This is a genomic window from Photobacterium kasasachensis (assembly GCF_050336885.1).
Taxonomy (GTDB): domain Bacteria; phylum Pseudomonadota; class Gammaproteobacteria; order Enterobacterales; family Vibrionaceae; genus Photobacterium; species Photobacterium kasasachensis.
In genome coordinates this window covers 1-13582 of the sequence record NZ_JAKJSH010000025.1, presented here as the reverse complement: position 1 = coordinate 13582, position 13582 = coordinate 1, and the positions used below count along the sequence as shown (strand labels likewise).

The 13582-nt window shown below is 49.5% G+C and carries 13 protein-coding genes and 1 rRNA gene; 9 read left to right on the top strand and 5 right to left on the bottom strand.

The window, feature by feature from the left end; all coding sequences use genetic code 11:
* Positions 1-116: 116 nt before the first annotated feature.
* A complete protein-coding gene (locus tag L4D19_RS25765) occupies positions 117-1832 on the bottom strand; it encodes a proline--tRNA ligase (protein ID WP_428454803.1) in 1716 nt (571 codons plus the stop codon).
* Positions 1833-1960: 128 nt separating this feature from the next.
* Entirely contained in the window at positions 1961-2674 is a 714-nt protein-coding gene (gene tsaA, locus L4D19_RS25760; RefSeq protein ID WP_428454802.1) for a tRNA (N6-threonylcarbamoyladenosine(37)-N6)-methyltransferase TrmO, read from the bottom strand.
* Between the two features lie 142 nt (positions 2675-2816).
* On the opposite strand from tsaA, the gene L4D19_RS25755 reads away from it, so the two are divergent.
* Both L4D19_RS25755 and ykgO read left to right on the top strand, forming a co-directional pair.
* Complete coding sequence (locus tag L4D19_RS25755) at positions 2817-3080, top strand: type B 50S ribosomal protein L31 (RefSeq protein WP_428454801.1); 264 nt, start codon at positions 2817-2819, stop codon at positions 3078-3080.
* A 13-nt stretch (positions 3081-3093) separates the two neighbouring features.
* Positions 3094-3234 (top strand): type B 50S ribosomal protein L36, encoded by a 141-nt coding sequence (ykgO, locus tag L4D19_RS25750; RefSeq protein ID WP_428454800.1) that lies wholly within the window; start codon positions 3094-3096, stop codon positions 3232-3234.
* Positions 3235-3351: 117 nt separating this feature from the next.
* Here the strand turns inward: ykgO and L4D19_RS25745 are convergent, their stop codons facing one another.
* The 3 genes from L4D19_RS25745 to metN form a co-directional block, all read right to left on the bottom strand.
* On the bottom strand, positions 3352-4167 hold the full coding sequence (locus L4D19_RS25745) for a MetQ/NlpA family lipoprotein (protein ID WP_428454799.1): 816 nt from the start codon (positions 4165-4167) through the stop codon (positions 3352-3354).
* Between the two features lie 70 nt (positions 4168-4237).
* On the bottom strand, positions 4238-4924 hold the full coding sequence (locus tag L4D19_RS25740; RefSeq protein ID WP_428454798.1) for a methionine ABC transporter permease: 687 nt from the start codon (positions 4922-4924) through the stop codon (positions 4238-4240).
* A complete protein-coding gene (gene metN / locus L4D19_RS25735) occupies positions 4914-5948 on the bottom strand; it encodes a methionine ABC transporter ATP-binding protein MetN (protein WP_428454797.1) in 1035 nt (344 codons plus the stop codon). Before metN ends, L4D19_RS25740 begins: the two co-directional genes overlap by 11 nt.
* Before the next feature lie 291 nt (positions 5949-6239).
* Here metN and gmhB point away from each other — a divergent pair, with 291 nt between their 5' ends.
* The 7 genes from gmhB to L4D19_RS25700 form a co-directional block, all read left to right on the top strand.
* Complete coding sequence (gene gmhB, locus L4D19_RS25730; RefSeq protein WP_075762746.1) at positions 6240-6794, top strand: D-glycero-beta-D-manno-heptose 1,7-bisphosphate 7-phosphatase; 555 nt, start codon at positions 6240-6242, stop codon at positions 6792-6794.
* 205 nt (positions 6795-6999) lie between these two features.
* Positions 7000-8025, top strand: a complete 1026-nt coding sequence (locus tag L4D19_RS25725) for an ABC transporter permease subunit (protein WP_075762747.1) — start codon at positions 7000-7002, stop codon at positions 8023-8025.
* A gap of 3 nt (positions 8026-8028) precedes the next feature.
* A complete protein-coding gene (locus L4D19_RS25720) occupies positions 8029-9069 on the top strand; it encodes an ABC transporter permease (protein ID WP_428454796.1) in 1041 nt (346 codons plus the stop codon).
* A 63-nt stretch (positions 9070-9132) separates the two neighbouring features.
* Complete coding sequence (locus L4D19_RS25715; RefSeq protein WP_428454845.1) at positions 9133-10956, top strand: extracellular solute-binding protein; 1824 nt, start codon at positions 9133-9135, stop codon at positions 10954-10956.
* 34 nt (positions 10957-10990) lie between these two features.
* Entirely contained in the window at positions 10991-11857 is an 867-nt protein-coding gene (locus tag L4D19_RS25710; RefSeq protein WP_428454795.1) for an ABC transporter ATP-binding protein, read from the top strand.
* Positions 11858-11872: 15 nt separating this feature from the next.
* The gene (locus tag L4D19_RS25705) at positions 11873-12709 is read left to right on the top strand and encodes an ATP-binding cassette domain-containing protein (protein ID WP_428454794.1); all 837 of its coding nucleotides are present in this window, start codon (positions 11873-11875) and stop codon (positions 12707-12709) included.
* Positions 12710-13088: 379 nt separating this feature from the next.
* Positions 13089-13582 (top strand): 16S ribosomal RNA (locus tag L4D19_RS25700); the annotation flags it as partial.

Here is a 13582-nt window from a genome sequence, read left to right as displayed (position 1 = left end):
TTATCTTATATTCAAACTATATACCCAAAGCTGTTGAAAAGGCGCGATACAGGGCGCTTTCCCGGAAATAAAAAAGCCTCCGAGAGGGAGGCTTTAGGGCTATTCAGAGTACTGGCTTAAGCAAGTTTTTGCTTAATGAACTCAACAACGTCAGTAACAGCAACACCTTCTTTGGTGCCGGCACGACGGTCTTTGTATTCCATCTCGCCGTTTTCCAAGCTGCGGTTGCCGATAACGATAGTATGTGGGATACCAATCAGTTCATGATCGGCAAACATCACACCCGGACGCTCTTTACGGTCATCGAACAGTACTTCGATACCTGCTGTAGTCAGTTCAGCATATAACTTTTCAGCCGCTTCTTTTACTTCAGCAGATTTAGCCATGTTCATCGGTACGATAGACACCTGGAACGGTGCAATTGCACTCGGCCAGATAATACCGTTTTCGTCGTTGTTCTGCTCGATGGCAGCAGCAACTACACGGGTACAGCCGATACCGTAACAGCCCATTTCCATGATGGTGTTTTTGCCATCAGGACCAAGAACCGCCGCGTTCATCGACTTGGAGTAGTTGTTACCCAACTGGAAGATGTGACCCACTTCGATACCGCGTTTTAGCAGCAGGGTACCCTGGCCGCATGGGCTTGGATCGCCCTCAACCACGTTACGCAGATCTTCAACCTGACCCAGCTCAACGTCACGACCCCAGTTGATACCAAAGTAGTGCTTGTCGTCGATGTTGGCACCGGCACCAAAGTCACTCATTACCGCCACGCTGCGGTCTACGATGAATGGTACAGGCAGGTTGACAGGACCCAGAGAGCCAGGACCGGCATTCACCAGGCCGCGAATCTCTTCTTCAGTGGCAAACTCAAGCGGAGCAGCTACGCAAGACAGGTTCTCGGCCTTGATTTCGTTCAGCTCATGATCGCCACGGATGATCAGTGCAATCAAATCAGCTTCAACATCGTCAGATGCTTTAACAAACAGCGTTTTCACTGTTTTTTCGATAGCGATGCCGTGTTGCTCGACAAGCTCGGCGATTGTTTTCGCATCTGGTGTATCAACCAACGTCATCTCAGCTGTTGGTGCTGCACGTTCTGTTGTCGGCGCCAGCGCTTCCGCTTTTTCGATGTTAGCCGCGTAGTCAGACTCGGTAGAGAAGGCAATCAAGTCTTCACCGCTTTCAGCCAGTACGTGGAACTCGTGAGAGCCAGAACCACCGATTGAACCTGTATCGGCCAATACCGGACGGAAATCCAGTCCCATACGGCTGAATACGTTGCAATACGCCTGGTGCATTGTCTCGTATGTTTCTACCAGGCTTTCTTTGTCCAGGTGGAAAGAGTAGGCATCTTTCATGATGAACTCACGTGAGCGCATTACACCAAAACGCGGGCGAACTTCGTCACGGAATTTAGTCTGGATCTGGTACAGGTTCAGCGGAAGCTGCTTGTAAGATTTTACTTCGTTGCGAACCATGTCCGTGATCACTTCCTCGTGAGTCGGACCTAGTACAAACGGTCGGTCGTGACGGTCAGCGATACGTAGCAGCTCGGGACCGAATTTGTCCCAGCGACCTGTTTCTTCCCATAGTTCAGAGGGCTGAACCACGGGCATTAACGTTTCGACTGCACCGGCATTGTTCATTTCTTCACGAACAATATTTTCGACCTTACGCAGAACACGCAGACCTGTAGGTAGCCAGGTATAAAGACCTGAAGCCAGCTTACGGATCATACCTGCACGTAGCATCAGCTGGTGGCTGATAACTTCTGCGTCGTTTGGAGTCTCCTTCAGCGTTGAAAGAAGATATTTACTGGTACGCATTGATGGTATCCGTTGGTTGATATGAATTTGATAAGTAATGGGGACATCCCCGGCCGCCTACAGTGGCGGTAACCGTATATACTACCAGCCATTTGGCTGTTCGCCAAAAGGAACAGGCTGCCGTGCGCTTAATCTTTTCTATTTGTCACAGGCTTGTCCAGCGCGGTGACGGTGACTTTCTCGTCGTCAACGGTGAACTTAACATTGTAGTTGAATAAGTGGACACCATACTCTTTGCTGTCCGGTTTGCCCTTTTTGTAGGCCGGGCGTGGATCCTGCGCCAGCACTTCTTCAATCACGGCCCGTTGCCTTGCCAGCTGTTTTCCTGTCAGCTGCGATTCGGCCCGGGCGGTGAAAGTCACAGAGAGTGTGTCAGGCTCTTCGTCGGCAAACCCGCCGGTAGCCAGAGGCAAGCTGTCTGAGTAGGGGATATAGGGTTTGATATCGATAATTGGGGTGCCATCGACCAGATCGACCCCACCGAGCTCAATCACGATATCTTTGCCATCTTGGCGAATGCCCTTGAATTCAACGGCTGACATGCCAATTCCGTTAGGCCGGAAGGTTGCCCGGCTGGCAAAGACGCCGATACGTTCATTACCGCCAAGGCGGGGAGGGCGGACCGTCGGTCGCCAGCCAGCTTCCAGATTCTGATCAAACAAGAATAACAGCCAGAGATGGCTGAATTGTTCAAGGCCGCGTACCGCTTCGAGTGCATTGGCCTCCCCCTGTAGGACGATTTCCGAGCGTGCGCTCGGTACCAAGCCGGGCTGGCGCGGAACGGCAAACTTTTCTTTGTAAGGAGAGCGAATAATACCGATTGGCTCAATTTGATATGACATCTGAATAACGCCTTTTCTCTGATAGCGCAGAACATACCATAAAAAAGTACTTGACCTGGATATGAGAATTATTATCAAATGATATGTTATAACATATCATAAGCTATGATTAATACAGTAACCGCCAGATGAGGATTGCAAAATGAAACCAGGTATCCACCCCGAGTATCGAACCGTTGTATTTCATGATACGAGTGTTGATAAGTACTTCCTGGTGGGGTCAACGCTAAAAACGGATAAGACAATTACCTGGGAAGATGGCCAGGAATATCCTTATTACACTCTGGACGTCTCTTCAGAGTCCCATCCGTTTTACACCGGCAAGCAGCGTGTGATCAGCACCGAAGGGCGAATGGCTAACTATAGCCGCCGATTCGGGAAGTTTGGTGCGAAGAAGGAAAAGTAGGAAGGAAAGTACAATGAAAGTATTAAGCTCGCTGAAAAGTGCAAAGGCCCGTCATCGTGACTGCCAGATTGTAAAGCGCCGGGGGCGTGTGTATGTGATCTGCAAGTCCAACCCAAGGTTTAAGGCCGTGCAGGGAAAAGTGAAGAAAAATTAGTGCCGACGGGGAAAATTAATGCCTCGATTGGGGCGCATATTCATAGTCGACATAAAGCAAAGAGGCTTCCCTAATTGGGAAGCCTCTTTTATATTTCCAGGAGTTTTGGAAAAGGGCTTACCAGCCTTTCACTACACCACCCTGGAAGATTTCTTGTGCTGCGGTATATACCGCCTCTGACTGATAGGCTTTGACGAATGTCTGTACGTTCTCGGCACTGACATTATCTTCGCGGGCAACAATCAGGTTAACGTATGGTGATTCTTTGTCTTCAACAAATACACCGTCGCGCTCTGGAGTCAGGTTGATGCTGCTGGCATAAGTCGTGTTAATGATTGCCAGTGCGACATCGTCAAGAGAGCGAGGCAGCTGCGCGGCTTCCAGCTCGACAATTTTCAGGTTTTTCTGGCTTTCAATGATATCCAGTACCGTTGCTGTCAGGCCGGCACCTTCTTTCAGTTTCAGCAGGCCTTGTTGCTCAAGCAGCAGCAGCGAACGACCAAGGTTGGTTGGATCGTTTGGTACGGCAATCTGATCGCCGTCTTTTAGCTCGTCAATCGATTTGATTTTGCTTGAGTAGGCGGCAATCGGGTAAACAAAGGTGTTGCCTGCAATGGCAAACTTATATCCCTGATCGGTGACTTGCTGATCTAGGTATGGTTTGTGCTGGAAGGCGTTGATGTCGATAGAGCCGTCTTCCAGTGCCGCATTCGGTGAGATGTAGTCTGTAAACGTGATTAGCTCGACATCCAGGCCATATTTGTCCTTGGCTTCTTTGGCCGCCACTTCCGCTACCTGTGCTTCTGCACCTGCCATAACCCCAATTTTAATCTTGCTGTTATCGACTGCGGTTTCTTTCTCTCCACAACCGGTTAGTACAAGTGCTGATGCCAGGCCAGCGACGGCAAAAAGATTCTTAAGATTAAACGCCATGTAACTTCTCCTTAAAGCGGGGGTTTTCCGTAATACTAGATGGTAATTATTAGTTAATGTTTTTTTCTGTTTAGCGGTGGTCGACGCGCTTGACCAAATGGTCGCCAGCCGACTGAATGATTTGTACCAGGATCACCAGCATCACTACGGTGATCATCATGACGGTGCCATCGAAGCGCTGGTAGCCGTAACGGATACCGACATCGCCCAGACCACCGCCGCCGACGGTACCGGCCATTGCCGAGTAGCTGACTAGCGTAACCAGGGTAATGGTAACGGCATTGATGATGCCCGGCAGCGCCTCCGGCAGCAGGACTTTGTTGATGATTTGGCGTGGCGTCGCGCCCATTGCCTGAGCAGCTTCAACCAACCCTGTCGGTACTTCCAGCAGTGCGCCTTCGACCAAGCGGGCAATAAAAGGTATTGCGCCAACTGTCAGCGGGACAATAGCTGCTGCAGTGCCGATAGAGCTGCCGACGACAAAACGGGTAAACGGGATAATGGCAACCAGCAGAATGATAAACGGGATTGAGCGGCCAATATTGGTGATTGTTCCCAGGAGCTTGTTCAGCGCCTTGTTCTCCAGCAAGCCGCCATCTTTGGTCAGATGGAGGGCAACACCGGCAGGAATGCCGATCACAAAGCCAATCAGACCGGAAGCAAAAACCATTACCAGTGTTTCGCCCAGAGCATCAATCAGCAGGTAGGTCAGGCGTTCGTTGGCTTGCCACCAGTTAGCAATAGACTCAAGCAACATATCCCAATACCTCTACATTAACTTTGTGATCACGAAGGAAAGCAATGGCTTGTTCTGCGGCCTGCTTTGTTCCAAATAGCTCGGCCAGCATCAGGCCGAATTTCACGCCGCCGGCATAGTCCATATCTGAGCTTAGAATGCTGATATCAATATTGAACTCACGGGCAACCTGGCTGATCAGCGGGGCGTCAACCGATGCGCCGGTGAACTCAAGGCGTACTAACGGGTAGCTGTTTTCGATGCGTGTATCGACCAGGCGTGACTTGTAGTCTTCGGGGATCGATAAATCCAGTGTCGAGCGGATGAAGTTGCGCGCCAGTTCTGTTTTGGGATGGGCAAATATTTCGCCGACCGGGCCTTTTTCAACCAGCTCGCCGTCACCAATAATCGCCACTTCGGCACAGATGCTTTTAACCACGTCCATTTCGTGGGTGATCAGCAAGATAGTGAGATTAAGCTTGCGATTGATTTCTTTTAGCAGTTCAAGAATAGATTGAGTGGTCGCCGGATCCAGGGCGCTGGTTGCTTCATCGCAGAGCAGAACCTTGGGGTCGGACGCCAGTGCCCGGGCAATGGCCACTCGCTGTTTCTGGCCGCCACTTAAGTTTGACGGGTAAGACTCGCTTTTATCCGCCAGTCCAACCAGTTTCAGCAGTTCGTTGACCTTGGCTTTGATCTCGGCTTTTGTGCTACCGGCAAGTTCCAGCGGCAGAGCAATATTGTCAAAAACGGTACGGGAAGAAAGCAGGTTGAAATGCTGGAAGATCATCCCGATTTTTCGGCGGGCCAGTGTCAGTTCCTGATTGGAAAGCTGAGTGAGATCGATACCGTCAACGATAACATGGCCGTTAGTTGGCTTTTCCAGCAGATTGACACAGCGGATCAGGGTACTTTTTCCTGCACCGGAAGACCCTATAACGCCGAAGATGGTGCCTTGCTCAATGGTAAGATTGATATCACGCAGCGCGTTGATTTCCTTCTCCCCCTGATAGAACACTTTATTTACTCTGTTTATTTCTATCATCGAACTTCCTAAACCGAATACCTGCTGCCTTGGCAATTTTTACAAGGCTAAAAGCTTGTAAACACTGGTATATCGTAATGCTATTTGTTGTATTTACTTTGTCATTGTTTTGTGCGAAAAGTGTTTATCAATCGCATCTGTTGTTGATGCTAGGGTGTCTAGACGGCTAAGTCAATAGATATTTTTACGTCTAGACGTCCAAATGGCTTTGTGGCTATAAGATAAACAGATGAATCCCAGCCGTAGCCATGCGATAATTTGCCTTAATATATATAGACAGAGGGCTGACTTTTGGCCAAACCAGCAGTTTTTATCGATCGTGACGGCGTGATTAATGTCGATCATGGTTATGTTCATACCGTTGATGATTTTGAATACGTTGAAGGTGTATTCGAAGCATGTAAGAAATTCAAAGACATGGGATATCTGCTTGTGCTGGTGACCAACCAGGCCGGTATTGCCCGTGGTATGTACACCGAAGATGAATTCCTGACTCTGACCGAATGGATGGACTGGAACTTCGTCGATAACGGTGTGGAGTTTGACGGTATCTATTACTGCCCTCATCACCCGACAGAAGGTAAGGGTGATTACCTGCAAGACTGTGAATGTCGCAAGCCAAAACCTGGTATGTTTATCTCTGCCCGTGATTTCTTGAAAATCGATATGGCAAATTCGGTCATGATTGGCGATAAAGCCGATGACATGAAAGCCGCGGGTGCTGCCGAGGTGGGAACCAAGATACTGGTTCGCTCCGGTAAGCCTGTGACCGAAGAAGGTGAAGCGCTGGCCAGCGTGGTACTGGACAGTGTGGCCGATGTCCCGGCGTGGCTGGCTGCTCGGTAATGCCGAACTTTTGATAGTCTCCCTAAATGGAAGGTCGCAGTCGCGGCCTTTTTTAATGCCTGCAATATGGCCTCGTTTATGTTGCCGGTGACCGCCTGTCTACTCTCATTGTGTTGATTGAAAAGCTGAAATCTCTCCTTGCTGCTATCTTTTAAATATTAGGGAGCATTACTCGCACGCAGTCAGACAAGGAGTTAGTCGATACATGCTGTCGTATTTCTTGCATCGTATGGCCTTGGTAATACCGACGTTTCTTGGCATAACCGTCCTCATTTTTGCCATTACCCGTCTGGTGCCGGGCGGGCCGGTCGAGCGAATGCTGGCCAATATGCAATTTCAGGGCGACGGCGCTTCGGCGATGACCACGGCGGGTGGAAGCTCAGCGTTGTCGGACGATCAACTGGCCCAGCTGAATGCCTTTTACGGTTTGGATAAACCGGTTCATCAGGCCTACTGGGATTGGCTCAGCAAGCTGGTGCAATTGGATCTTGGCGAATCAACCCGGTATTACGAGCCGGTCACCGAGATGATTGCCGAAAGACTGCCTGTCTCGCTCTTTTATGGCGGGATGACGTTTTTTATCAGCTATTTTATTTCCATCCCGCTGGGTTACTACAAAGCGGTGAAGCATGGTTCGGCCTTTGATTCCGGCTCTTCTATTTTAATTTTTATTGGCTATGCCTTACCGGGCTATGTGGTTGGTGTCCTGCTTATTACCCTTTTCAGTTATCACCTGGAATGGTTTCCGATGGGCGGCTTTGTGGGCGATGATTTCGAGGACTACGAGACGTTTGCGGAAAAGGCCTCTGATCTTCTCTGGCATGCCATCCTGCCGCTGATTTGCTACTTAATCGGTGACTTCGCCACCCTGACAATGACGATGAAAAACAACCTGATGGAGAACCTGTCGTCAGACTATATCCGTACGGCCATCGCCAAGGGGCTGCCTTTCCGGACGGCGGTACGTCGCCATGCGCTTCGTAACAGCCTTATTCCGATCGCCAGCCACTTTGGCAACTCGTTGCTTTTCTTTATGACAGGATCGTTTTTGATCGAGGTGATCTTCAATATCGACGGGATCGGTCTGCTTGGTTATGAATCGATCATGCAGCGTGATTACCCTGTTGTGATGGGGATTGTCGCGATTAATGCAGCGATGCTGATGGTTGGCAATATCCTGTCGGATATCTGTGTCGCGCTGGCTGATCCGCGAGTGCGGTTTGGAGCGTGACCAATGAGATTGAACCCCCTGACCCTCAAGAAAATAAGGCGTTTCAAAGCCATAAAGCGCGGGTACTGGTCTTTTGTCGTGCTGTCGCTGTTGCTGGTGATGTCCCTGTTTGCCGAATTGCTTATCAACAGCAAGGCATTGGTTGTCAGGTATAACGGTGAATTTACCTTTCCGGTGTTTAGTGCGGTGAAGTCGGGGACGGACTATGGCCTCGGTTTTAGCAATGAGCCGGATTATCAGGCGATGAGCCTGGCATTTTCAGCCCAGGGTAGCGATAACTTTGTCCTCATGCCGATTGTGCCATGGAACCCCTACGAGCAGGATTTCAGCGGCGATTATCCACCGACAGCACCGAGTTTTGAAAACAGGCACTTTCTCGGCACTGATGTGATAGGCCGCGATATTCTTGCGCGTCTGGTTTATGGCTTCAGAACCGCGATGGGGTTTGCGCTTTTGACGATGACCATTTCCTATGCCATCGGAACGGCGGTGGGCTGCGCCATGGGGTTCTGGGGCGGTAAATTTGATTTGTTTGTCCAGCGTCTGATTGAAGTGTGGTCAATGGTACCGTTCCTGTACGTCATCATGATTCTAGTGTCGATCACACAGCCCACCTTTACCTTGTTTGTTGCCATCAATGTGTTGTTCGGCTGGATGGGCATGACCTGGTACATGAGAACGATGACCTACAAGGAATCGGCGCGCGAGTATGTCCTGGCGGCCAAAGCGCTGGGGGCCTCAACGGCCCGGATCATCTTTCATCATATTCTTCCTAATACCATGGTGATGATAGTGACGCTGGCCCCGTTTACGATTGCTGCCAATATCACGGCGTTAACGGCACTGGATTATTTGGGGCTAGGGCTTATGCCGCCCACGCCGAGTTGGGGTGAATTGCTTCAGCAGGGCAAATCAAACCTGGATTCGCCCTGGATTGTTACCTCGGTGGTGACGGCAATTGTGCTGGTATTGATCATGGTGACTTTCATCGGGGAGGCGATACGCGCGGCCTTCGATCCCAAGAAGTTCACTCGTTATATTTAATGACCGCTAACTCAGGATGTGAAAATGGATAAGAGTATAAAGCTTTCCTTATTGTCAGTTCTCATGGGGTTGAGCTGTGTAGCGAATGCAACGAACACGGCTGATGGCGTTAATGCCAGCGAGTTACCCGAAGGGTTGGTGTGGATATCAAATATGAACGAGCCGCTGTTTGCCTCGGAGCAGGCGAAACGAGGCGGTACGTTCCGAACGTTTATGGCGAGCTTTCCGCAAACTTTACGCAGTGTCGGCCCGGATGCCAATTCAGGGTTGAGACATTATTTTATGGACGGCATGCCCAAGCTGGCGGCCAGACACCCTAACACCGGAAAGTGGATCCCCCAACTCGCTGAGTCATGGGCATTCGGCAGCGATTACAAAACGGTCTATTTCAAGCTCAACCCCGCGGCAAAGTGGTCTGATGGTGAGTCTGTTACTGCCGATGACTATTTGTTTATGCTGAAATACTATCGCTCGAAAGACATCATTGACCCCTGGTACAACGACTTCTTTACCAACACCATCGATACCGTCATTAAATATGATGATCATACTATCGCCATCATTGCCATGACGGCCAAGAGTAATGATGAGCAGATGGTCATGATTAACTTACCCAGCAATGGCCTCCAGCCACGCCCCGTGCATTTCTTTAAGCCTGACAACGATAAAAACAAGGATGGCATCGACGATAATTTTGTTCGCAAGTATAACTTCAGGAGCGAGCCGACAACGGGGGCGTATTATCTCGACAGCGTCAAAAAGGGAAAAAGCGTGACCTTCAGGCATGTCGGCAAGGATTGGTGGGGGTACGGCAACCGCTATTATCAGAACCGGTACAATGTCGATAAGATCCGGCTTCGCGTGATCCGGGATAATGACATCGCCCGCAAGCATTTCGAAAAAGGTGATCTGGATACTTTTGGTCTGGTACTGCCGCATCTTTGGCATGATAAATCAGGCAGTCAGCCATATAAGAAAGGGTATATTCATAAATTCTGGGGCTATAACCAAGTTGCTCAAGGGGCTGGTGGTATATGGATAAATACGGCAAAGCCCTTGCTGGATAACATTGAAGTCCGTAAAGGGCTAACGTATGCGACTGACTTTGACGGGATGATCAAAAATGTGCTGCGAGGGGACTATGTTCGCAAGCCCCATGGGCTTGGTTTTGGCCATGGCGAATATGATCGCGGGGATAATAAGCCGACGGCGTTTAATCCGCAGCTGGCCGCAGAGCTTTTTGCCAAAGCCGGTTTTGAGACAATTGGCCCCGATGGTATTCGCGTCAATAGTCAGGGGCTGCGGCTGAGTTTTGCGGTGACCTATGGCTACCCTGTCTGGTCGCCGCGTATTGCCTATCTAAAAGAGCAAGCGAAGCAGGCGGGCCTGGAACTGACCCTGAACCTGGTCGACGGCTCCGCAGCGTTTAAATATATTCTGGAAAAGAAACACGATCTTGCCTTCTTGAATATGGCAGGAGGGGAGATCCCGGCATACTGGGAATATCTTCACTCCAAAAATGTGAAGCCCCAAACAAACAATCATACCAATTACAGCTCACCGGCACTTGATGAACAGATTGAAGCCTTCAAAGCTGAGTTTGATGTCAGTAAGCGGTATCAGATCTCTCATACGATCCAAAAAATGGTTACTGACGCCTTTATTATTGTTCCGGGTTATATGGTGCCCTATACCCGAGAAGCGCACTGGCGCTGGGTTCGATATCCTGTACCGGGAATGACCAAGAAAACGGAATCCATGTTTTATCCGGTCGAGCTCGGGACTTTTTGGATTGATACGGACATCAAAAAAGAAACTAAGGCGGCAATGAAAAAAGGTCGCGCCTTCGAGCCCGTGACGGTGATTGACGATACCTACAAGCTGTAACAGGCCAAGCAAAAGCGATGAAAGGGGAGGCGGTATGTCTTTAGATGCCATTTTAAGTGTCAGGGAGCTTGAAACAGAATTTATGACAGATGATGGAACATCGAAGATCCTGCACGGAGTCAGTTTTGATGTGTTCAAAGGGCAGACTCTTGGCTTGGTCGGCGAGTCGGGCTGTGGAAAAAGCGTTACCGCATTGTCGGTTCTGGGGTTGCTCCCCAAGCCCTATGGTTATGTAACTGGTGGTCAGGTGTTATATCGCGGCACTGATTTACTGCAGCTGCCGGCAACCGAAATGTATGCCATGCGGGGAAACCGGATTTCTATTATTTTTCAGGATCCGATGACAGCGTTAAACCCGGTGTATTCCGTTGGCAAGCAGCTTAACGAGGTGCTTGAGTTGCATCGCCCTGAGCTAAGCAAGAAAGACAGAATGGCTTATTCGCTGGAAATGCTCAATAAGGTGCGTATTCCGATGCCGGATAAAAGGCTGAAGGAGTACCCGCATAACTTATCTGGAGGGATGCGGCAGCGGGTAATGATAGCCATGGCGTTGGCCTGCAGGCCTGACATTCTTATTTGTGATGAGCCGACGACGGCTCTTGATGTGACGGTACAAGCCCAGATCCTTGATCTCATGATTGCATTGCAGGAAGAAACTGACATGGCCATGATCTTTATTACGCACGACTTGAGTGTCGTTGCTGAAATTTGCGATGACGTGGCGGTAATGTATGGCGGGCGCATTGTCGAACAAGCCAACGTTTATGACTTGTTTGACAGCCCTCAGCACCCCTATACCGAACGACTGCTGGGGCTGATGCCAAGCCTTAATAACGAGCCGAAGCAGCCGATAGAAATTAAACCGATCGATCCCGAACTGTTTCCGGAGTTCAAGGGGTAGGCAAAGGGTATTTATATGGATGAAATCCTCCGTATTGAAGGACTCAAGCAACATTTCGTCTCTGGAAAAGGGATCTTTAAATCTGGATATGTCGTTAAAGCTGTTGATGGTGTCTCTTTTTCTGTCTCAAGGGGAGAGACCCTTGGCTTAGTCGGTGAGTCTGGTTGTGGGAAAAGCACATTGGGGCGAACCATCCTCAAGCTGTATGAGCCGACAGAAGGCAAGATCTACTTTGAGGGGCTGGATATCACGGCATATTCGGTTAAAAAGACGCGCCCACTTCGCAAAGACATGCAAATCGTCTTTCAAGATCCTATGGAGTCACTTAACCAGCGTCATACTGTTGGTATGATTTTGGAAGAGCCCTTTATCATTCATAACATCGGCACACCAAAACAACGTAAGGAATGGGTAAAAGAGCTACTGGTAAAAGTTGAATTACCTGAAAGTGCAGTTCTGCGTTATCCGCATGAGTTTTCCGGAGGCCAGCGCCAGCGTATTGGTATCGCACGTGCGATTGCATTGAAACCCAAATTATTAATCTGCGATGAGTCTGTGTCTGCCTTGGATGTATCGGTACAGGCACAGATCCTGAATTTGCTGCTCCAGCTACAACAAGAGATGGATTTAGCCATGATTTTCATCTCCCATGATTTGTCAGTGGTCAAGAACATCTCTGACCGCGTTGCAGTGATGTATCGAGGAAAAATTGTTGAGCTTGGCGGGGTAAAAGAGATCTATGAATCTCCTCAGGCGGATTACACCAAGACTTTATTAGCTGCAATTCCTGTTACCCACCCAAGAGAACGCACCCGAAAAAAGCCTGCCAGAGTGAATGAACATGTTGCCTGACGACGAACAAGCTTCTCGTCAGTTGTTTTTCTGTGCTTAAAGTGGCCTGCTTTCCCTCTTTTGGCTAAAGTTTGTACGGTTAGTCGCTTGTGTGTGGTTTTTTTTAAAATCGCGCTTGCCAACACGATCGAACTCTCTATAATGCGTCTCCGTTGTCACGACAAAGCACTGATTCAGAGCGGTCGTGATTAACATTGTTCTTTAACAATTTGACCATGCAATCTGTGTGGGCACTCGTGAAATGAATAGTCAAAAAAGATTATATCAATGAAACTGAGTGACCAATTGATACTTCGGTATCAGCACAGTCAATTCATTCATTACTTCGGTAATGAATTAACAGTATTCATTGAGCCGGTTCTTAGAACTAACAAAACTTTAATTGAAGAGTTTGATCATGGCTCAGATTGAACGCTGGCGGCAGGCCTAACACATGCAAGTCGAGCGGCAGCGACAACATTGACCCTTCGGGTGATTTGTTGGGCGGCGAGCGGCGGACGGGTGAGTAATGCCTGGGAAACTGCCCTAGTGTGGGGGATAACCATTGGAAACGATGGCTAATACCGCATAATCTCCTTTCTTTAGGTAGAGGGGAGCAAAGCGGGGGATCTTCGGACCTCGCGCGCTAGGATGTGCCCAGGTGGGATTAGCTAGTTGGTGGGGTAACGGCTCACCAAGGCGACGATCCCTAGCTGGTCTGAGAGGATGATCAGCCACACTGGAACTGAGACACGGTCCAGACTCCTACGGGAGGCAGCAGTGGGGAATATTGCACAATGGGGGAAACCCTGATGCAGCCATGCCGCGTGTGTGAAGAAGGCCTTCGGGTTGTAAAGCACTTTCAGTCGTGAGGAAGGGTGTGCAGTTAATAGC

Bases quoted from the DNA above. Each gene is read 5' to 3' on its own strand.
- L4D19_RS25705 (WP_428454794.1), top strand. From the start codon at position 11,873: ATGGATGAAATCCTCCGTATTGAAGGACTCAAGCAACATTTCGTCTCT.
- metN (WP_428454797.1), bottom strand. From the start codon at position 5,948: ATGATAGAAATAAACAGAGTAAATAAAGTGTTCTATCAGGGGGAGAAG.
- L4D19_RS25715 (WP_428454845.1), top strand. From the start codon at position 9,133: ATGGGGTTGAGCTGTGTAGCGAATGCAACGAACACGGCTGATGGCGTT.
- L4D19_RS25710 (WP_428454795.1), top strand. From the start codon at position 10,991: ATGTCTTTAGATGCCATTTTAAGTGTCAGGGAGCTTGAAACAGAATTT.
- L4D19_RS25740 (WP_428454798.1), bottom strand. From the start codon at position 4,924: ATGTTGCTTGAGTCTATTGCTAACTGGTGGCAAGCCAACGAACGCCTG.
- ykgO (WP_428454800.1), top strand. From the start codon at position 3,094: ATGAAAGTATTAAGCTCGCTGAAAAGTGCAAAGGCCCGTCATCGTGAC.
- tsaA (WP_428454802.1), bottom strand. From the start codon at position 2,674: ATGTCATATCAAATTGAGCCAATCGGTATTATTCGCTCTCCTTACAAA.
- L4D19_RS25765 (WP_428454803.1), bottom strand. From the start codon at position 1,832: ATGCGTACCAGTAAATATCTTCTTTCAACGCTGAAGGAGACTCCAAAC.
- L4D19_RS25725 (WP_075762747.1), top strand. From the start codon at position 7,000: ATGCTGTCGTATTTCTTGCATCGTATGGCCTTGGTAATACCGACGTTT.
- L4D19_RS25720 (WP_428454796.1), top strand. From the start codon at position 8,029: ATGAGATTGAACCCCCTGACCCTCAAGAAAATAAGGCGTTTCAAAGCC.
- L4D19_RS25755 (WP_428454801.1), top strand. From the start codon at position 2,817: ATGAAACCAGGTATCCACCCCGAGTATCGAACCGTTGTATTTCATGAT.
- L4D19_RS25745 (WP_428454799.1), bottom strand. From the start codon at position 4,167: ATGGCGTTTAATCTTAAGAATCTTTTTGCCGTCGCTGGCCTGGCATCA.